Raw genomic sequence first — 20,078 nt, 5'->3', positions numbered from 1 at the left:
CAACCGCGTCGCGCAATCCCGCGCGCACCTGCGTCACGCGACGGTTTGCGTCGGCAACGCGGCGGCCTTGCGCGCCCGCGCGGTGACGTCGGCGGCGCTGACCTGCTTCACGAAACGCGCGGAGGCATCGAGCGCGCGCCGCGCCTCCGGCATGAACGGCGCGTAGATCGGCCAGATATGCGGCAGATCGCGCCCGATCTCGCACTCGACGCTCACGCCCGCGGCGCGCGCACGCTCGGCGACGCGCAAGGTGTCGTCGAGCAGCGTTTCGGTGCTGCCCGCGAGAAGAAAGAGCGGCGGCAAGCCGTGGAAATCGGCATAAAGCGGCGACACATAGGGATGCGTTGCACGCGTTGCGCCCAGATACATCGACGCGATGCGCGCGAAGACGTCGCCGCAGAACATCGGATCACGGCCATCGTTCGCGCGGATCGACGCGCCTGTGCACGCCAGATCGGTCCACGGTGAATAAAGCAGCGCGCCGCCCGGCAACGGATCGCCGGCATCGCGCAAGGCGACCAGCGTGGCGAGCGCGAGTCCGCCGCCTGCCGAATCGCCCGCGATCACCAGCGACGCAGCCGGCGCGCCCTCATCGAGCAGGCGCCGGTAGGCAGCCAGCGCATCGTCGAGCGCGGCGGGAAACGGATGCTCGGGCGCGAGGCGATAGTCGAGCGAGAAAACATCGGCATCGGCGCGCGTGGCGAGCCCGAACGTAATCGCGCGATGCGTGCGCGGCGAACAGAAGTAGTAGCCGCCGCCATGCAGATAGAGAATCGTGCGCGGCGCCCCGCCCTCGCGCACCAGCCATTCACCGCGCACGGACGGTTCGTCGGCGCCACCTTGACCTTGTTCGCGCTGTTCGGGCTGCGCGTAAAGCTGCCAGCCCTTCGGCACCGGCGGCAGCCAGACGCGCTTTTCCGTGAGCGCGCGGGTGCGCGCCACGTCGACCGGCTTGCGCGTTTCGGGCAGAAAGCGGCGGCGCAGCCCCCAGCAGATCAGCTTGTTTTGCAGGCTCATCGTGCGGATTCCCGTGCGCCGCCTGAACGACTCGTCGATGGGGTCATGGGCTCCCTGGCGGTGAACGCTTCAAGGCCGCTCAGTTCGCGGGCAGCACCTGGCCGCGGATCTCGCCGGACGGATTCTGCTGGGTATGCACGTTGAAGTACCACTGGCCGGCCATCAGATCGGTGACCTGCTTGTCGTTGAGCGTCGCCGAACCCTTGATCGGGCTCGCCAGTTCACCCTTCGGAATCGGCACCTGCACGCCGGCATTCTGGCCGACGGGCGCAGGACCGTGAAAGTGCGCGGCCGTGACCGGCGTCGTCAGACCTTCGTAGGTGATGGTCCAGTTGAGCGCTTTTGTCGACGTGTCGAAGGTCGCGTTGAGCATGCCGTGGCCCTTGCTCACGCGCGGCGGCACTTCACTGGACGGTTCGAGATCGGCCTTGAGCGCGACGGTGTCGGCGAAGGCGGCGCTGGAGGCAAGGACACACAGTGCGAGAGCAAACTGCAGCGGACGAAGCGCTTTCATGGGAGTTCTCCGTTTGTTGTGACGCAGCGCACCAGACCGTTTGCGATGGCCGCGCGCGTGCGTGTAGGCACATGCTAGAGCAAATCCGACAACGACGTCGGATTCCGATTGCAGCATGCCGCATTCCACCCCGTGAAGCGGAAAGCCCGATGAAAGCAGCGGGCGAAAAAAAAGAGCGCCGCAAGCGACGCTCTCCAACCCAAGTACGACTTGATTGCCTACCCAACTTGTTGTGCAACGATCGCGCGATCCGGCCGGGACCCGGATCGCGCGGTTCATGCTTTTTAGAAGCGGTGACGGATACCCGTCGTGATGATGCCTTGGTTCTTCGACGACGAGACACCACCGCCGTCCGTGCCGTAGCCCACTTGCGTCATGCCCACAGCGTTCTGGCCCGAACCCCACAGGCCGACGCCTTCGAGGTAGACATCGGTGCGCTTCGAGAGCGCGTAGTCGGCTTGCAGGCCGAACTGATGCCAGTGCACCGAGCGGCTGCCGGTGCCGCGGTCGACGCCGTCACCATTCGCGTTCGTGTACGTGTACATCGCGCCGATGCCGAGTGCCGGCGTCAGGTTGTAGCGCACGTTGCCTTCGATGTTGTTGTAGCGGATCGACTTGTCAGTGGTGAAGTTGCTCTGACGCGTTTGCGTGAACACCACGCCGCCGACCACCGGGCCGTACGTGTAGCTCGCGCCTGCGCCCCAGGTGCGCTGACGTTCGCTCGCGCCCAGCGAATCGCCAGCGACCGCGCCGCTGTCGTTAAGATTCGCGCCCTGCGCCTGCAGGTAGCCCGCGCCAACGCGCAGACCGGCGTTCTGGTAGCTTGCGCCCGCACTGTATGCGCGGTTGTTCGCGAAGCCGCCGGCCTGGTTCGAGAAGGCGTACGTGCCGCCGAACTGGAAGCCCGAGTAGTTCGGGCTCGTGTACTTGATCGAGTTGTTCAGCGAGAACGTGCCATTGCCGTTGTCGTTGTCCATGACGTGCGCCATGTAGGTGCCGCCCCACGTGCCGACTGCCATCAGCGGGCCAACGTAGTCGATCACCGAGTCGAACTGACGGCCGAACGTGACCGTGCCGAACTGGGCGTGCGAAAGACCGACAAAGGCCTGGCGATTGAACATCTTGCCGCCGACGGCGTTGTTGCCGTTCATCACGTCGAAGCCACTTTCGAGGTTGAAGACAGTCTTCAGCCCGCCACCCAGATCTTCAACGCCGCGCAGGCCCCAACGGCTCGCCTGGACGTTGCCGCTCGTCAGGGCGTAATTGCGTTCGCCGCCGACGTTCGTCGTGTACGTGAAGCCCGCGTCGACGATACCGTACAGCGTGACGCTGCTTTGCGCGTACGACGCCGATGCGAACGTCGCAGCGACTGCCGCTGCGATTACCAGATGCTTTTTCATATGCTTCCTTCGATGCAAAGCCTTTCGGCAAAAGTGGATGTCGCCGCCGGGCAAGGTGCCGGCCTCGCCAGATCCCTCGCGCCGCGAGTGTGGCGCCGCATTGATATGCAAACCGAAGTTTATGGGCGTGCGTTTTAAAGCAGCCATCCCGGCATCGAGCAAAAGCATTTTCGACAATGTCGAATGATTGCACGCGTTAACCCTGCAATCGCTTGAGTGGCAATGCGCACGCTTTATCTCTATTTTTCGTGGGCGCGCATTGTGCGAAACATTATCCCGATATAACGTTGCCGATAGACAACACGCTGCCAGCTCGACGCAGCAAAGATTCGGAGCAGTCTCATTTTCATGGGCCGGTTTCGATCGGTACTATCCGGCAGACACCGTGTAAATTCCCGCCTTCGATTTCGTTTCGCCCCACTACTTTTATTCGTCGAATGCAAAACGGAATTTAACGCTTTTACCGCTTATTCATTTTTATATTTTCCGCCTCCTTTACGCGGTCCACTCCACACGCGCTCACGTCGATGCGACCGAAGAACATGAATCAATTGCAGGCAATGCGCGTATTCGTCAGCGTTGCCGAACACGGCTCGTTCGGGCGCGCAGCCGCGAGTCTCAATCTCTCGAACGCGGTCGTGACGCGCTACGTGGCGCTGCTCGAAGCCCATCTCGATACGCGCCTCATCAACCGCAACACGCGCAGCGTATCGCTGACCGAGGCCGGCAGCGCGTATTCGCAGGCGTGCCGCCATCTGCTCGAAGATCTCGAGCGCGTCGAAACGCAGATCGCGCACGGCGTCTCGGTGCCGTCGGGCACGTTGCGGGTGGTCGCGCACGCGTCGTTCGCGCTGCACGGCCTCACGCCCCTGCTCAAGCAGTACCTCGCCGAGTTTGCGCACGTGCGGCTCGCGCTCACGCTGCTGCATCGGCCCGTCGATCTGATCGAGGAAGGTTTCGACGCGGGCATCGTCGCGCCGCGCCAGGTGAGCGGCGGCACGCTGATCCGCCGGCCGCTCGTCACCATCGCGCCGGTCGCCGTGGCGTCGCCCGACTATCTCGATCGACATCGCGCGCCCGCGCGTCCCGCCGATCTCGCGCGCCACACGCTGCTTGCGCCGTCCGCCGACATCCACGGCAACGAGTGGCACTTCGCGTCGCCCGGCGGCGCGCGCGAGCCCGTGCTGATCGAACCCGCCTACGCGGTCAACAATTCGGCGATGTTGCGTCAAGCGGCGCTCGCGGGCATGGGCATCACGATCCTGCCCGCCAGCCAGGTGGCCGCCGACCTCGCGCAGGGTGCGCTCGTGCGCGTGCTCGACGGCTATGAGATCCGCGACGCCGACAAGGAGCTGTCGCTCATCTATCCGGGCCGCCGTCACGTGCCCGCAAAAACACGCTCGTTCGTCGATTTCACCGTCGAGTGGTTCCGACGGCACGAGTCGCCGCGTCAGACGATTATCGACACTTCGTGTAATAGTTAATTGACCGTTTTTATCTCGATTTTTGTCGGCACGCGGACTAAGCTTCCCGATGCGAGAAGTGACTCTTCATCGAAGGGTCTCCAAGCTTGAACGCGGCTTCGGCCGCGTTTTTTTTATACTGCGTGCGCCCGCACGACTGTTCGCATTCCTTTCTGGCAGTTCTGTCAGTTTCGCGCCATTCGACTGACAGAAAATACTTAGGCCAATAGCGCCGCCTGCTGCTCGATGTTGTCGAGCAGCGCATGGCAAGTGCGAATCAACTCGAAGCCCTCTTCGCGCAATTGCTCCGCTGTGTGACTGTTCATGTGACGGCGATACGTTTCGAGCACCGCAAGCAGCGCCGGATATTGCAGCACGCCCACCGCGCCCGCGAGCCGGTGATGCCAGTCGCGCAAGCCCGCGATATCCACGTCTTCGAGCAGCGGCGGCAGCGCGTCCAGATCGTCGCGCACGGCGCTCACGAACGAAGCGAGCAACGTCTTCACCGTCGCTTCGCTGCCCCACACCTGAATCATGTGCGCGAGGTCGAGCGGTTCCAGCTCGCGCGTTCCCGATCCCGTTGCCCCCGAGTCGGCGGCCGAGACCTGGCATTCCGCGCTTGTGGCGCAGCCGGCGCAATCGTCGCGCTGCGCGCGATGCGGACAGGCAGCGCCGCGCTCCGCCGACGCCTCCGCCGCGCGATGCACGCCCTCCGCGCCGAACCAGCGCGCGAGATGCTCGCGCAGCGTCGCGACGCGCGTGGGCTTGATGAGGCAATCGTCCATGCCCGCCTCGTAGCACAGGCGCACATTTTCCGGCGCGGTGTTGGCGGTGATGCCGAGAATCGGCAAGCGGGCGGCGGCACTCGCGGGTGCATCGGCTGTCTTTCGGCTTCCTTCCCGGCCGCCTTCTCCCCCGCGTTCTCCCCCGCCCCCGCGCTCGCCTTCGAGTTCGCGCACGCGGCGCGCGAGGTCGTAGCCCGAGACGTTCGGCATATGACAGTCGGTGATGAGGCAGCCGTAGCGCTCGCTCGCCAGCGCCTCGAGCGCCTGTGCGCCGTCGTCGACCACGTCGCACGCGAAGCCGAGCAGCGCGAGCTGATGACGGATCAATTCCTGGTTGACCGGATGATCTTCGGCCACGAGGATCAGGCGGCCCGCCGCGCGCTCCTTCTCGCGATCGGGCGCGGCGAGTCCGCTTTCCGACGCGTCGGCCGGGCGCACCGCGACGTTCGGCAGCCCCGAGAGCGCCATCGCACACGCCGCGCTCAGCCCACGCCACGAAAGCGGATTGATACTGACGCGCACGCCGTTCTCCGCCACGCGATAGCCGCTCGGCTTGGGATTTTCCGTCAGACGCAGCAGCGGCACGCCCTGCCCCTCCAGCGCGCCCGCCAGCGCTTCCGACGCGAACACGAGATCGACGCCGCCGCGTTTGACCATCGTGCGCAGCGCCCGCAGCGGACGCGCGCCGGGCTCCAGACGCGTCATCTCCATGCCGAGCGACACGCCGAAATGCATCAACGCGCCCGCCACGCCGCCATCGTCGCAGACCACCAGCGCGCGCTTGCCGCGCACACCGTTCGCCTGCACGGCGAGCGTTTCGACCGGCAGATCGATATGCAGTGCGAGGCGCGTACCGCGACCCAGTTCGCTCTGCAATTCGAGCGTGCCGTCCATCAGCGCCGCGAGCTTGCGGCAGATCGTCAGGCCCAGACCCGTGCCGCCGAAGCGCCGCGTGGTGGAGGTTTCGGCCTGCACGAACGGCTCGAAGAGTTGCGCCTGAGCCTGCGGCGCGATGCCGATGCCGGTGTCGGAGACCGACAGCGTCACGCGCTGGCGCGCGGGCGCGTCGGCGGCGTGCGCGAGGTTCTGCGCCGCCACGCCCACGCTCACCTCGCCGTGCGGCGTGAATTTGATCGCATTGCTGAGCAGATTGAAGAGAATCTGACGCAGGCGCCCGCTGTCGCCGCGTAGCTGCGCCGCCACGCCGGGTTCGACGTCCACGCGCATGCGCAGCCCTTTCTCGTGCGCGCGGCCGGCGAGCAGCCCAACGGCGTTGTCGACCAGCTCACGCACGTCGAACGGCTCCGAGTCGATCACCAGCCGCCCCGCCTGGATTTTCGAATAATCGAGCAGGTCGTCGAGGATCTGCAGCAGCGCGCCCGCCGATTCGTGCACCATGCCCACCATCTGATGCTGATCCGGATTCAGCGGCGTGCGTTCGAGCACCTCCACGAGGCCGAGCACGCCGTTCATGGGCGTGCGGATCTCGTGGCTCATCATGGCGAGGAAGTCGTCCTTGGCGCGCGAGGCCGCCTCGGCGAGATCGCGCGCGCGGGCCAGCTCGTCGGCGCGCGCGTGTTCGACGCTCGCGTCCACCGCATAGCCGCTCCAGACGACCGCGCCGTTTTCGACACGGCGCGGCACGAATTCCGCGCGCACCCACAGCGGGGCGGGCGTGCACTCGAAACGAAACTCGGTGTTGACCGGCGCGAGCCGCCGCGCCGACCGTTCGAGCTTCGCCGCGAGCCGCGCGCGGTCGCGGCTGTCCACGCGCGACAGATCGAGCGCGTTCGCGCGCATGAGTTCGGCGGCGGAATCGCCGAGCGGCCCTTGCGTGTCGCCCGCGAGATACGGGAATGCGTAGTGTCCGTCGGCATGACGGCGCAGCTGGAACACGATCACGGGCAGCGAGCCGGTGACGTCCGACAGCAACCGCTCCGACTCGCGCGCGCGCATTTCGGCGCGGCGGATATCGGTGATGTCGATCATCGTGCCGAGTACGCAAAACGGCGCGTCATGCACGTCGCGGCACAGGCGCGTCCAGAAAATGCCGTGGCGTTTTTCGCGTTCCGCCCCGGCGCCCTGGCCCGCCGCGCCGGAAGCGCCCGGTCCCTCGAAGGCCAGTTCGACGCGCTGGCTCTCGCCCGTCTCCAGCGCCTTGCGGTACAGGTCGTCGACGCGCTCGCTGTTCTCCGCACCCCACGCCGCCACCGTCGCGCCGGTGCGGCCCAGCACCTCGCCGCGCGACAGCCCGGTCACCTCCTCGTAGGCGCGGTTTACCGCGAGATAGCGGTTGTCGAGGTCGCGCGCACCGAGCGGGTACGGGATCATCTCCATCATCGTGTCCTGCAGCTCGACCTGTTTGGCGAGCACCTGCTCGGCGCGCCGGCGGCGGCGCATCTCGCGCTGCAGCAGCGCATGGGCGCGCAGTGTAACGAGCAGCACCACGCCGAACACGATCAGAAGCGGCAACAGACGCAGCGCATTCACGCTCCAGCCGCCGCCGCGCTCAGTTGCCGCGGCGGTCCAGCGATTGCGGATCTGCTGCTGCTCGAACGGCGACATGGCGTCGAGCGCGCGGTCGATCAGCGTGACGAGCGGAGTAAGGTCGCCGCGCACCGCGAAGGCCGTCGACGCGTCGATGCCGGTCGCGCCGAGCACCTTGAGCGTCTCCAGATAGCGCGCGCTCAGCGGTCCGTCGAGCGCCGCCGCGTTGCCGATCAGCACGTCGGCCTGATTGCGCTCGACGAGCGCGAGCCCGGCTTCGAGCGTGGGCGCGCGCACGATCTGCGCCGGCACCGCGCTGCCGAACAGCAAGGAAGACGGCGGCGCATGCGGCGACAACACCACGCGGCGTGTCGCATAGTCCTTGAGACCGCGCGACATCGGCTCGTCGCGACGCCCCACGATCACGAGTGGATAACGTTCGTAGGCCTGCGTGTAGCGCGTGCCTTCGGACAACACGCCTTCGTCGGTTGCGGCGGCGAGCAGCGCGAAATCGCCGCGCCGGAACGGCGCGTCGACGCCCAGCCAGTTGGCGACCGGCACGCGCGTGAAGGTCACGCCGAGCGTGCGGCTCAGGTAATCGAGATAATCGTTGGCCATGCCCGTCGCACCGTCGCGCGCAGCCATCGCGCTGAACGGCAGCCAGTCCGCATCGAAGCCCACCTTGAGCGGCGGCAATGCCGCCAGCCACGCGCGCTCGCGGGCGTCGAGCGTAAACGGCGGCACGCGTTGCGCGCCGGTCGTCTGGGCGTCGTCTGCCCCTGCCGCCGGATGACCGTCGAGCCAGCGCGCCTGCAGCGCTGTCGCGGCGGCCGGACGCACGCCGCTCGCCAGCACGTTCAGGCGGTCGCGCAGCGCGATCTTCGAAACCGGCACGCCAAAGCGCAGTTCGCGCACGTTGACCCGCACTTCGAACGCCACGCGCAAACCGGCGTAATCGTCGAACGAAAGCTGGTAGCGCACGACGGGCGCGAATCCCGCATAAACGTCCGCCGCGCCGTGAGCGACGGCATGAAGCGCCGCGCCGGTATTCGCGAAGGTGACGAGGGTGGCTTGCGGGAAGCGCTCGCGCAGCATCGCCTCTAACACATAGCCTTTTTCGACCGCGATGCGCGCGTGCGCGAGCCGCGACGCCGTGGTGGCGACCGCCTCGTTGCCCGCGCGCGTGACGAACGCGCTTCCGCCGCTCAGGTAGGGCACCGTGAACGCGAGACAGCGCTCGCGCTGCGGCACGCGCGCGATGCTCATGATCACGTCGACCTCGCCCGCGCATGCGCCCGCGAGCAAGGCGCTCATGTCGGGATAGACGCGCGGCACGAGTTGCACCGACGGCCCCACGAGCAGACGCAGATACTCCGCGCTGAAGCCGCTGAGCGCATGCTCGTCGAGCACTTCGAGCGGCGGCCAGCCGCCCGTCAGCACGCCCACGACGAGGCGTGACGGCATGCTGGCTGTCTGGCTTCCGGCGGCGACACTGTTCGCGTTTGCGACTTGCTGCGCTCGGGCGGGGGCGGCGAATGCTGTCGTCAGCGTGATCGCGAGACAGAAGGCCAACGCCAGGGCCAATGCCAATTTCGCCGCCTGACAGACAACCATGCCGATGACCGTGCCGATCGCCCCGCCGCGCGCGCCGCTTCCCCACGCGCAACGTTGCGCGACGCGAGTGGAAAGGAGCGGCGGAGTCGGCAAGAGAATGGCCTCGCTCAGCTCGGGCCGTGGCCGTTGCGAGACGCGCCGCGCTGCGCACGCGACCGGATACGCCCCCTCGCACGCAGACGCAGCGCCAGCCGGTGAGCGATGCCCGCCGCGATGCCGCCCAGCATCGGCGCGGCCCAGAACAGCCAGAGCTGATCGAGCGCCCAGTCGCCCACGAACAAGGCCGGCGCGGTGGACCGCGCCGGATTCATGCCGCCGTTGCTCACCGGAATCGCAATCAGATAGATTGCGGCGAGGCAGGCGCCGAGCGCCATGGGCGCGGCCTTGCGCCGCTGCGGCGAGCGCGACATGACAAGCTGTAGCAGCACGAACGCGAACGTCATCACACACTCGACGACCGCCACCGCACCGAACGCATACTCGCAGGGCGAATGCTCGTCGTAGCCATTGCTGGCGAAATCCGACACCGCGAAGGAAAAACCCGGGCGGCCGCTCGCGACGTAGGCAAGCAAGGCCGTGCCGAGGAGCGCGCCGACGGTTTGCGCGGCGATATACGGCACGACATCGCGTACCGGGAATCGCCCCGACGCCGCAAAGCCGATCGTCACCGCGGGATTGAAATGCGCACTCGACACCCGCGCCGACGCGAAACCGGCCACCGCCAGCGCGAGACCGAACGCTGCCGCCATTTCGAAGACATTCCAGCCCTGCGCGGGCACGGCGCCATTGAGCGCGGCGCTCGCGCAGCCGACGAACACGAGCCACGCGGTGCCCGCGCCCTCCACCGCCACACGGTCTACGAGCTTCATGGTGTTGTCTCCTTGTCCAGCTGGCGCGACGCGCGCGTTCCCGCCGGCAGCCGGCGAGGGCTGCCGCACGGGTGGCCAGCGATGTCAGGAAGGGGAAATGCCGAAGGGAGAAAGCCAAACCGGCGCTATCCGACAATTCGCGCGTCGAGCTTTAAATTATGGTGAGCGGCGTCCCATCGTCCGATAGGACAACTCCTAAAAATGCGAAGGCGATTCAGTCGAAGTTGCGCGCGAAATCTGACAGAACGTCGGATCGCGGGGCGGCGGCGCGGCGTGGTCGAGCGTTTCAGGTGAGGCCGATCTGCGTGGCGAATTCGATCAGTTCGCGCTCGGTGGCGAGGCCGAACTTGCGCATCGCGTTGCGCTTTTGCGTGCTGACGGTCTTCACGCTACGCCCGAGCTGCCGCGCGATGGCGCCAATCGGCATGCCATGCACGTAGAGCTGCAGCACTTCCCACTCGCGCGCGCTCGGCACGCCGACGCATGGTTCGCAGCCCGCACCCGCGCGCTCGAGCACCGAGCGCGTGCAGGCGGACTGAAACGGCTCACGAACGCGTGCGGCGTCGATCGCGGGCAGCAAGGCGTACGGCACGTCGCGCTTGTCGACGATTACCTGCAAGCCGTGTTGCAGCAAGCCGCTGAGCATGGGCGCGCTGGAGATCATGGTGAGCACGACGACAGCGGGCGCGCGCGGCGTGCGGACCAGACGCCGCAGCATGGAGAGCGAACTGTATTCGCCGTCCATGCCCGGCATGCAGACGTCGGAGATCACCACGTCGCAGGCGTGCGCGTCGAGCTGACATGCAAGCGAGTGCGTGTCGCTGGCTTCGGCCACCACGTCGATGCGCGGCGACGCGCGCAGCAAGCCGGTCACGCCGATGCGCACGCACTCGTGATCGTCCGCGACGATCACGCGCACGCGTTCCGCCTGTTCCGTTTGTTCCGCTTGATCGGCCCTCGCCACCTGCGCCCCCATTCAGCGGCCCTCGCCCTGCACGACACCGCACTCGAGCGCGAAGCGGTACAGGTCGATATCCGTCGTGAGCGCGAGCTTCTTCATGGCCGCGCACTTCTGCGCGCTGATGGTTTTCACGCTGCGCCCGAGCAGACCCGCGATCTCGGTCACGCCCAGCCCCGACGCGTAATGCGTGAGCACCTCGAACTCGCGCCGGGACAGCAGCCGCAGCACCTCTTCGCGCCGCTGCTCGCGCTCGGCCTTCTTCAGCAGTTCGCGCACGACCGGGCCGATGTAGTGCTCGCGCGCCATGGCCGAAGCGATCGCCACGGGAATCAGGTCGATGCGGTCGCGCTTGCTCAACACCGCCTCGACGTTCAGATTGATGGCGCTGCGCAGCGCCGCCGCCTCGTCTTCCATGGTCAGCACCACGACGGCTTTGTCCGGGTAGGTGCGCTGAAAGCGCTGCACCGCGTCGTGGCCTTCCTCGCCACGCTCGCCGGGCATGTAGAGGTCCAGCACGGCGAGGTCGAAATCGTGCTGCAGCGCCTCCTCGAACAGTTGCGGCACCGATTGCGCGCGCGCCACGACGCGCAGATTGGACAGCGAAGCAAGCAGATTCTCGAGTGCGAACAGCACCAGTGGATGATCGTCCGCGACGATGATCCGCGCGGGCCGCGTCAATTCATGAGTCTCGGGCATGGCAATTTCCGGCGTGCGGCGTGGCCGCTCATAGCAGTCCGTGCGCGCGCACGAAGGCGAACAGTCCTGCGTCGTTGCTGACGCCCAGCTTGGCCATGGCGTCGCGCTTCTGGCGGCTCACCGTGCGGACGTCGCGGTCGAGCTCGCGCGCGATTTCGGTGATGGTGCGGCCGCAGACGAACTGACGGACCACTTCCGACTCGCGCGGCGACAGACGCGGCGCACGCGTTGAACCCGCGCGCTCCGCGCCCGCGATGGCGAGGTCGCTCAGAATCGACCGGCTGACGTAGCGCAAGCCATTTCCGGCGCCGCGTACGGCGGCGGTGAGCTCCTCCATCGGCTCGCTCTTTCTGAGCAGCGCCGTGACCCCCGTGTCGAGCACGGCGCGCAGAATGGCCACGTTGGTGATGCTGGTGAGCACGACGATGCGGCATTGCGGCCAGTCGCGGCGCAGACGACGCACGAGCGGCAGACCGTCTTCGATCTCGCCCGGCGCGCTGGGCATGGTGAGGTCAGTGACCGCGACGTCGCAGGGAAGGCGCTCGAGCGCGCTGATGAGTTCGCACGGGCTGGCTGCCTCGCCAACGACATGGACATCGCCTGCGGCTTCGAGCGCGGAACGAACGCCCAATAAAACGAATGGATGATCGTCCGCGAGGACGACGCGTAGCTTCAAGTTGGCTCTCTCTCGATGTGACAGGGAAGGGGCGGCGATGTGCGCGCGGCGGACGCGCCAACTCGCTCTGTGCCTTGTCTGCGTAGAGCGGTACGCAGCAGGGTCTCCCATCTGAACATCGATTAACGATTGCCAGTATCAGAGATTTCCGAATCGTTAAACTTACTTTAAATACGCATCACGTATCGCTTATTCGAATCAAATAATTCGATATGCGAATTAAATAAAAAAACTCAGAACATCCTGTCAGCGAATGACTGATACGGCGACAGTCAAACGGAAACGCGCTGTCTCGCACCGCGCGACGCGCGGCTTTGCTGACGTGCCAGCGGCGTGCGTGCAAAGGCCGGCCACGCCAACGCTGCGCAGGCAGCGCCCGCGAGCCACACGGCAGGCCAGCCGAACGCCGACAACAGGACAGGAATCGCGGAAGGCACCAGCCAGAAGGCGAGAAAGGCGCCGCTGTTGCCCATCGCCAGCGCCGTGCCGGTGCGGCTGTGGCCCGCCTGCGTCGCAAGCTCGGTGTACGCGACGCCGTGCCATGCCGATGCCGCAATGCCGCCCGCCACGAGCAACACGAACAATGCCGACAACGCCGCCGCCGATTGCACGCCCTGCCCGGTGTTCCCCACGAGCGCGGTCGAGATCGCCAGCAGTACGAACAATCCGACGGTGAGCGCCGCGCACGCGCGCAGATAGGCGTTGCGGTTGCCGCGCCGATCGGTCCAGCGGCCGCTCCAGACCCGCATGACTGCCGCCCCGCCCTGCACCGCCGCGAGCGCCGCGCCGATCGCCACGCCATGCATGTGGCCGAAATCGTGCAGAAAGACGCTCGCGAACGAGATCACCGCGACTTGCGGCATGCACAGCGCCGCGATGCCGATCGCCACGCGCCACACCGGCGCGCTGCGCAACGGCGAGACGGTCGGGTCCGATGCGGCGTCGGCGTTCGCTGTCGGCGTGACGGGCAGCGCGTCCGGCTCGCGCACCCACAGCATCGTCAGAATGGCGGAAGCAAGACACATCGCCGCCAGCGCGCCGTACATCCACACAAAGCCCGCGTGCTGCGCCAGCGGCGGCAACAGCAACGCGCCGATGCCGGCGCCCGTCGGCACGGCGGTCTGACGGATGCTCATTGCGAGACCGCGCTCGGCGGGTCCGAACCAGGCCATCACCGCGCGTCCGCTCGAACCGTTGACACTGCCGCCGAGCAAGCCGATGGCGAGGAACCCCGCTTCGAGCAGCGGCAATCCCGGCACGCGCGTCTCGGTCGGCGTGACCCACACGGCCATGGCGAGCAGCGCCGCCGCCGTCGAGACGAGTCCCGTGAGCAGCACGCGCCGGTCGCCCCAGCGGTCGGTGAGCATGCCCCACGGCAATTCGCTCAGGACGATCCCGAGACCCAGCATGCCGAGCAACAAGCCGAGTGCGCCCGTGTCGATACGGTAGCCCGAGCGGATCAGCACCGCCGTGGCCGGAATGCCCGAAAACGCGGCCGCGAAACTGGCGTTGGCCGCCACGCCCACGCTCAAGACTTTCCATCGATGCGGCGCGGCGCGCCCCTGTGCGTACTCCATGATGCGCTCCAGAAAGAGGTTGACTGCGCTCATGCTAGAGGCGCACCATCTATCGGAAAAGCGGGAATATCCAAACGGTTGAATCGGAATTTCCGAAATCTGAAATCCCGGGTTGCCAGCCCGGTTCGCAGCCGGTCCGGCTCATCCACACACACTTATGAACGCACGCGGTCTCGACTTCGCGCAGTTGCGCACCTTCATCGCCGTCACGGAGGCGGGCAGCGTCTCGGCGGGCGCCGAGCGCGTGTTCCTCTCCCAGTCGTCGGTGAGCGAGCAGTTGAAGAAGCTGGAGGAGCGCATCGGCCAGCCGCTGTTCGTGCGCGGCAAATACGGCGTCGCGCCCACGCCCGCGGGTGCGAAGCTGCTCGATCACGCGCGCCGCATCGTGGCGATGTGCGACGCCGCGTTCGACGACATGCAGGGACGTTCGCTCGACGGCGAGGTGCGCATCGCCATCACCGATTACTACCGCCCGCAGGATGTCGCCGCGATCATCCGGCGCTTCGCGAGCCAGCATCCGCGTCTGCGTCTGCATGTAACGGTGCTGCCCAGCGCCGTGATCGACGCGAGCGCGGACGACAACACCTTCGACATCGGCCTGTCGCTGCGCATGGTGGAGGGCACGGGAAAGCGCGGCGCGGCGAAGCCCGGCGCGCAGACCTCGGCGGCCACGAGCACGGTGATCCGCCGCGAGAAGCTGGTGTGGGTCAGCGCGCGCGAGACGCTGCGCGAGCGCGGCGCGCTGACGCCGCCCTGGCCGCTCGTGCTGCTGCCCGCGACGTGCCAGTTGCAGCGTTACGTGGTGAGGCTGCTCGACGAGGCGCGCATGCCGTATCTGATTTCGCATTCGGCGTCGGGCGTCGCGGGGCTGCAGCTCGCGTTGAAGGCGGGGCTGGGCATTTCCTGCCTGAACGAATCGGCGATCGGCGACGGGCTGATGGCCTGCCCGGCGTCGTTCGGCTTGCCCGCGTTGCCGTTCGCCGAATTTCATCTGCTGCCGGGGCGTCCCGGCGAAAGCGCGCACGTGACGAACGCGCGCGAGGCGCTCGCCGGATTGTTCGGCTAGCGGCCCGCTTGGGTTTATTCGGCTTCCTCGGCTTCCTGCGCCGATTCGCAATGCGGACGACCCGCGCGCCGATCAGGGCTGCGCGCTCACCAGCTCGGCGAAACGCAGCAGATCGACGTTGCCGCCCGAAATGACGATGCCCACGCGCTTGCCCTGCACATCCACCTTGCGTTGCAGGACCGCCGCCGCCGCGAGGCAGCCCGTCGGCTCGACGTAGATCTTCATGCGGCTGGCGAAGAACTTCATCGTCTCGACGAGTTCCGCGTCGCTGACCGTCACGATCTCGCTCACGCGCTCGCGGATCACCGCGAACGTGTGGTTGCCCAGATGCTGCGTCTGCGCGCCGTCGGCGATGGTCTTGGGCGTCTCGATGTGGACGATCGCGCCGCCTTGCAGACTGCGCTGGCCGTCGTTGCCCGCTTCCGGCTCCACGCCGATCACCTGGCAATCGGGCGCGAGCGCATGCGCCGCCGTCGCGCAACCCGAGAGCAGGCCGCCGCCGCCGAGCGGCGTGAGCAGCACGTCGAAACCGCCCGCTTCCTCGAACAGTTCCTTCGCCGCCGTGCCCTGCCCCGCCATCACGTGCGGATGATCGTAGGGCGGAATCAGCGTGAGGCCGCGCTCGGCGGCAAGACGCTGGCCGAGCGCTTCGCGGTCCTCGGTGTAGCGGTCGTAGAACACGACTTCGCCGCCGTAGCCGCGCGTGGCCGCGACCTTCACGGCGGGCGCGTCGTGCGGCATCACGATCACGGCCTTCACGCCGAGCAGTTGCGCCGAGAGCGCAATGGCCTGCGCGTGATTGCCCGACGAAAACGTGATCACGCCGCCCTGCTTCTGCTCCGGCGTGAACTGCGCGATGGCGTTGTACGCGCCGCGAAACTTGAACGCGCCCATGCGCTGGAAGTTCTCGCACTTGAAGAACAGTTCCGCGCCCGCGAGTTCGTTCGCGGTGCGCGAGGTCATCACGGGCGTGCGGTGCGCGACGCCGCGAATGCGCTCGTGGGCGGCGACGACGTCGTCGAAAGTGATGGGCAGAGTGCTCATGGTCGGTGCTCGCTGGGCAAGTAGGTGTAGACGGTGGAGCGCGCCACGCCGAGCGTGCGCGCCACTTCGGCCAACGCGTGGCGCAGGTTCAGGTGGCCGCTTTCGGCGAGTTCGCGCACGGCGTCGCGGCGCTGCGCGAGCGTCATGCCGATGGGCGTGGTGTTGCGCGCGGCGGCGTAGCGTTCGAGTGCGGCGCGCACGCCGTCGCCGGTGCGCGGCGCGAGCGATTCGGGCAGCGGCGCGGCGGCGCCCGTCTGCATCAACTGGCCGAGGCCCGCCGTGACCGCGCCGAGCAGCGAGACGTCCATGTTCAGGCAGACGGCCGCCACGTATTCGCCCGCGCTGTTCTTGAGCCCGATCGACGTGCTCTTGACCGGCCGGCCATCGGGAAAGCGATTCGGATAATTGGCGACGACTTCGGGGAAGCCGGGATCGTTCAGACGCGCGAGCCCCATTTCGGTGGCAGCGTCGCCGACCTGACGGCCCGACAGGTTGTTCGAGATCGCGACGACCGACTGCTCGGGCGAGGTCAGATCGTGCAGCACGACCTCGACAAGCGGCGCGAGCGTCTGCCCGAGCGCCTCGACGATCTTGCGGCCTTCGCGCAGCAGCAGCGCGTTCTCGCGCGCGCTGACGCTCGCGCCGGAGACTTCGGTAGGTGTCTTGATCTTCGCCATGCGTGACATTTTGACGATTTACGACAAAATGTCAATCACTGACAACACACACCGCGCGGCATAAACAAACTCGCCCGAAGGCGAGTTCGCAGGGACAACGCGAGGCTTCGTCTCAGACAGCGAAGCGCTCGCTGGCGAATTGCGACGACGGCACGCGCGCCGCCACGGCGGCGGCTTGCGCGGCGCTCACCATCGCGGGCGGCCCGCACACGTAGAGATCGGGCGACGTGTCCACCGAAACGGACGCCAGCGCCGCCTCCAGCGCCTCGACCGGCGTGCCGTGAAAGCCGCGCCAGGCATCGTCGGCTTCGCGCACGCAGAACTCGACGCGCAACTGCGGAAGCGCCGTCTGCAAGCGCGCGAGTTCGTCGGCCATGAACAGATCGCTGACGCGGTTCACGCCGAAGAACACGCGCGCCTCGTTCATCTCCTGGTATTCGGCCATGCGCCGCAGCATCGACAGCACGGGCGCGAGCCCGGTGCCGCCCGCCACGAACCAGCGCGGCCGCAGGCTGTCGGCGAACAGGCCGAAACCGCCTTGCGGGCCGTGTACGGTCAGCGCATCGCCCACGCGCGCGCGCTCGCGCAGCCAGTCCGAAAAAGCGCCGCCGGGCCGCAGACGGATCAGCAATTCCAGCCGCCCGTCCCAGTTGCTCGTGTTGGCGAGCGAGAACGGACGACGCAGATCGCCTGCGCCTTCGTCATCCGGCAGCGCGAGTTCGACGAACTGGCCCGCTTCGAACTCGGCGGCGCTGCCGTTGAGATCGTCGGCATCGAGTTGCAGTTCGAGGCGGCGCGTGTCCTCGGTGAGCGTGTCCAGCGACACGACGCGCGCGCGCCGCACCGCCACCGGCTGGCGCAGCACTTTCGCGCTGTCGTACGGCGCGACGATGCGCAGATCGCTACGCGGCGTCGTGCGGCACAACAACACCGCGCGCGGATCGCCCGCCGGGAGCGCATCGGCGGCGTGCTCGCCCAGCGTGTAATCGCCCTCGGCGACGCTCGCGTGGCACGCGCCGCAACTGCCGCGCTTGCACTGCGACGGCAGCGTCAACTGCGCCGCCGCGGCCGCCGCCAGCACGTCCTGCTGCGGCGCGCACTCGAAGCTCAAGGCCGCGCCGTCACGCGTGAGAATCTCGATTCGATGGTTCATCGGCTTGCCTGTGCCCGCCTCACGCGGCCTTGCGCGCGAGCGCGGCGGCGAGATCGGCGTGCGCCTCGCCGATCGGCTGGATACCGAACTGATCGACGAGAATCTGCACCACGCCCGGCGTGAGGAAGGCCGGCAGCGTCGGTCCGAGCCGGATGTTGCGGATGCCGAGCGCGAGCAGCGTCAGCAGCACGGCGGCCGCCTTCTGCTCGAACCACGAAATCACCAGCGACAGCGGCAGATCGTTGACGCCGCACTCGAACGCTTCGGCCAGCGCGAGCGCGATCTGGATCGCCGAATAGCTGTCGTTGCACTGGCCGAGATCGAGCAGACGCGGAATGCCGCCGATGTCGCCGAACGCGTGGCGATTGAAGCGGTACTTGTTGCAGCCGAGGGTCATGACGACGGTGTCGTCGGGCGCGGCCTGCGCGAACTCGGTGTAGTAGTTGCGGCCGGGCGCGGCGCCGTCGCAGCCGCCGATCAGGAAGAAGTGGCGGATCTGACCGGCCTTCACGGCGTCGATCACCTTGTCGGCCACGCCGAGCACGGTATGGCGCGCGAAGCCGATCGTCACGGTTTCCTCGGGCGCGGTCTCGCGGAAGCCCGGCAGCGCGAGCGCGGCCTGCACGAGCGGCGCGAACGCGTGATGCTCCAGATGGCGCACGCCCGCCCAGCCGACCGGGCCGGTCGTGAAGATGCGCTGACGATAGTGCGGCAGCGGCTCGATCAGGCAGTTCGAGGTCATCAGAATCGGGCCGGGGAAATTCGCGAAGTCGGACTGCTGGTCCTGCCACGCGCCACCGTAGTTGCCTGCGAGGTGCGCATACGCCTTGAGCTTCGGATACGCGTGCGCAGGCAGCATCTCGCCGTGCGTGTAGATCTGCACGCCCGCGCCTTCGGTGGCTTGCAGCAACGCTTCGAGATCGCCCAGATCGTGGCCCGAGACGAGGATCGCCTTGCCCGCGACCGGCGTCATGCGCACGGCGGTGGGCTGCTGGTTGCCGAAGCGGCCGGTGTTGGCGGCGTCGAGCAACTCCATCACCTTGAGGTTCAGGCTGCCGAGCGCGAGCGCCTGTTCGAGCAGTTCGCCCGCCGCGACGGGCTCGCGCGCGAGAAAGTCGAGCGCCGACGCCACGCCCGCGTAGACCTCGTCGCTTTCGTAGCCGAGCACGCGCGCGTGATGCGCGTAGGCGCACACGCCCTTGAGGCCGTAGAGCACCAGCGCGCGCAGCCCGACGATGTCGGCGCCCACGACATCAAGACCTGCATCGACGCCGACGTCCGCGGCCTGCGCGAGCAGTTGTGGCAGATCGGCGCCCGGCTGCCAGCGTGCGGGACCGGCGGGCGCCTGCGCCGCGACGCCCTGCGCGAGCGCCATCGTTTCATACGCGGCCTTCACGCAGTCGCGATGTTGCGCGGCTTCGCGCAGCATCGCCACGAAGCGGCCGGCGTTGAAGTTCACGTTGGTGAGCGTGGTGAACATCGCGTAGAGGATGAAGCGGTCGGCTTCGCGGTCGGCGCTGCCGAGACCGCGCGCGAGCGCGTTGTACTGGGCGATGCCCTTGACCGCGTGGATCAGCAGATCCTGCAGATCGGCGGTGGTGGCGTCCTTGCCGCAGTTGCCCTTCGCCGACGCGCATCCGGGCGCGCCGTGGGCGCGGTCGGTCTGTTCACATTGGTAGCAAAACACGCTGCTCTCCTTGCTTGTGGGGATGGCTCGCGCCACGCGTCAGACGATCGTCGATCGGCTGACGGAGCACGGCGTTGTCCGAGGGCGGCGACCCGCGCCGCATCGGACGTCTTGTAAGATGCAAAATTGATGCATCTTTTTTATCGTCGCCTGGGCGCGCCAGGTTTGCCGTGATGCAAATCAAAGGAGAGCGTGGCGGCGCAGGACGGCGGCACCATGAAAAAAGCCCGCGACCGGAAAGGTCGCGGGCTTTTCGTCGGATTCGCGCCCGAAGGAATCGAGCGCGAGTCGAGCAGGCTTAGAACGGTTCTGTTCGTAAGCGACTGGGCAACCCATCTTGAAATGCCCTAAAGGTCTTGGGAGTATCGTGTCCACCTAACGAATAAGCGGAC

General features: G+C 67.3%; 16 protein-coding genes. 3 read left to right on the top strand and 13 right to left on the bottom strand.

Going from position 1 to position 20,078, the window contains the following annotated elements; genetic code table 11:
* Positions 1 to 33: 33 nt before the first annotated feature.
* The 3 genes from SB764_RS17930 to SB764_RS17920 all read right to left on the bottom strand — a co-directional run bounded on the left by SB764_RS17930 (position 34) and on the right by SB764_RS17920 (position 2,931).
* Positions 34 to 1,017 (bottom strand): alpha/beta hydrolase, encoded by a 984-nt coding sequence (locus SB764_RS17930; protein ID WP_065063086.1) that lies wholly within the window; start codon positions 1,015 to 1,017, stop codon positions 34 to 36.
* A gap of 79 nt (positions 1,018 to 1,096) precedes the next feature.
* Complete coding sequence (locus tag SB764_RS17925; protein ID WP_065063085.1) at positions 1,097 to 1,531, bottom strand: CHRD domain-containing protein; 435 nt, start codon at positions 1,529 to 1,531, stop codon at positions 1,097 to 1,099.
* 284 nt (positions 1,532 to 1,815) lie between these two features.
* Entirely contained in the window at positions 1,816 to 2,931 is a 1,116-nt protein-coding gene (locus SB764_RS17920; RefSeq protein ID WP_410864225.1) for a porin, read from the bottom strand.
* Positions 2,932 to 3,473: 542 nt separating this feature from the next.
* On the opposite strand from SB764_RS17920, the gene SB764_RS17915 reads away from it, so the two are divergent.
* The gene (locus SB764_RS17915; RefSeq protein WP_410864223.1) at positions 3,474 to 4,415 is read left to right on the top strand and encodes a LysR family transcriptional regulator; all 942 of its coding nucleotides are present in this window, start codon (positions 3,474 to 3,476) and stop codon (positions 4,413 to 4,415) included.
* Positions 4,416 to 4,612: 197 nt separating this feature from the next.
* Here SB764_RS17915 and SB764_RS17910 read toward each other — a convergent pair whose 3' ends face one another.
* The 6 genes from SB764_RS17910 to SB764_RS17885 form a co-directional block, all read right to left on the bottom strand.
* A complete protein-coding gene (locus SB764_RS17910; RefSeq protein ID WP_234774585.1) occupies positions 4,613 to 9,130 on the bottom strand; it encodes an ATP-binding protein in 4,518 nt (1,505 codons plus the stop codon).
* A gap of 257 nt (positions 9,131 to 9,387) precedes the next feature.
* Positions 9,388 to 10,149, bottom strand: coding sequence for an aquaporin (locus tag SB764_RS17905; RefSeq protein ID WP_110325396.1), 762 nt, complete (start codon positions 10,147 to 10,149; stop codon positions 9,388 to 9,390).
* A 286-nt stretch (positions 10,150 to 10,435) separates the two neighbouring features.
* Complete coding sequence (locus SB764_RS17900) at positions 10,436 to 11,113, bottom strand: response regulator transcription factor (protein WP_237181315.1); 678 nt, start codon at positions 11,111 to 11,113, stop codon at positions 10,436 to 10,438.
* Positions 11,114 to 11,125: 12 nt separating this feature from the next.
* On the bottom strand, positions 11,126 to 11,806 hold the full coding sequence (locus SB764_RS17895) for a response regulator transcription factor (RefSeq protein ID WP_183712779.1): 681 nt from the start codon (positions 11,804 to 11,806) through the stop codon (positions 11,126 to 11,128).
* A gap of 28 nt (positions 11,807 to 11,834) precedes the next feature.
* Positions 11,835 to 12,593 (bottom strand): response regulator transcription factor, encoded by a 759-nt coding sequence (locus SB764_RS17890; protein WP_080180187.1) that lies wholly within the window; start codon positions 12,591 to 12,593, stop codon positions 11,835 to 11,837.
* 161 nt (positions 12,594 to 12,754) lie between these two features.
* The gene (locus SB764_RS17885; RefSeq protein ID WP_237181314.1) at positions 12,755 to 14,092 is read right to left on the bottom strand and encodes an MFS transporter; all 1,338 of its coding nucleotides are present in this window, start codon (positions 14,090 to 14,092) and stop codon (positions 12,755 to 12,757) included.
* A gap of 124 nt (positions 14,093 to 14,216) precedes the next feature.
* Here SB764_RS17885 and SB764_RS17880 point away from each other — a divergent pair, with 124 nt between their 5' ends.
* Positions 14,217 to 15,125 carry a LysR family transcriptional regulator gene (locus tag SB764_RS17880; RefSeq protein WP_065063071.1) on the top strand — a complete coding sequence of 303 codons (909 nt, stop codon included), beginning with the start codon at positions 14,217 to 14,219 and terminating at the stop codon, positions 15,123 to 15,125.
* Between the two features lie 72 nt (positions 15,126 to 15,197).
* Here the strand turns inward: SB764_RS17880 and SB764_RS17875 are convergent, their stop codons facing one another.
* From SB764_RS17875 to hcp, 4 genes are all read right to left on the bottom strand, one after another.
* Positions 15,198 to 16,169 carry a threo-3-hydroxy-L-aspartate ammonia-lyase gene (locus SB764_RS17875; RefSeq protein ID WP_065063069.1) on the bottom strand — a complete coding sequence of 324 codons (972 nt, stop codon included), beginning with the start codon at positions 16,167 to 16,169 and terminating at the stop codon, positions 15,198 to 15,200.
* A complete protein-coding gene (locus SB764_RS17870; RefSeq protein ID WP_065063067.1) occupies positions 16,166 to 16,846 on the bottom strand; it encodes a transcriptional regulator in 681 nt (226 codons plus the stop codon). Before SB764_RS17870 ends, SB764_RS17875 begins: the two co-directional genes overlap by 4 nt.
* 112 nt (positions 16,847 to 16,958) lie before the next feature.
* Complete coding sequence (locus SB764_RS17865) at positions 16,959 to 17,999, bottom strand: 2Fe-2S iron-sulfur cluster binding domain-containing protein (protein ID WP_410864219.1); 1,041 nt, start codon at positions 17,997 to 17,999, stop codon at positions 16,959 to 16,961.
* Positions 18,000 to 18,018: 19 nt separating this feature from the next.
* Entirely contained in the window at positions 18,019 to 19,686 is a 1,668-nt protein-coding gene (gene hcp / locus SB764_RS17860; protein ID WP_065063063.1) for a hydroxylamine reductase, read from the bottom strand.
* Between the two features lie 192 nt (positions 19,687 to 19,878).
* On the opposite strand from hcp, the gene SB764_RS17855 reads away from it, so the two are divergent.
* The gene (locus tag SB764_RS17855; RefSeq protein WP_410864217.1) at positions 19,879 to 20,037 is read left to right on the top strand and encodes a hypothetical protein; all 159 of its coding nucleotides are present in this window, start codon (positions 19,879 to 19,881) and stop codon (positions 20,035 to 20,037) included.
* Positions 20,038 to 20,078: the final 41 nt, after the last annotated feature.

The sequence above is a fragment of the Paraburkholderia sp. SIMBA_027 genome, assembly GCF_046535315.1.
GTDB classification, from domain to species: Bacteria; Pseudomonadota; Gammaproteobacteria; order Burkholderiales; family Burkholderiaceae; genus Paraburkholderia; species Paraburkholderia tropica.
This window is presented reverse-complemented; position numbering and strand designations above follow the sequence as displayed.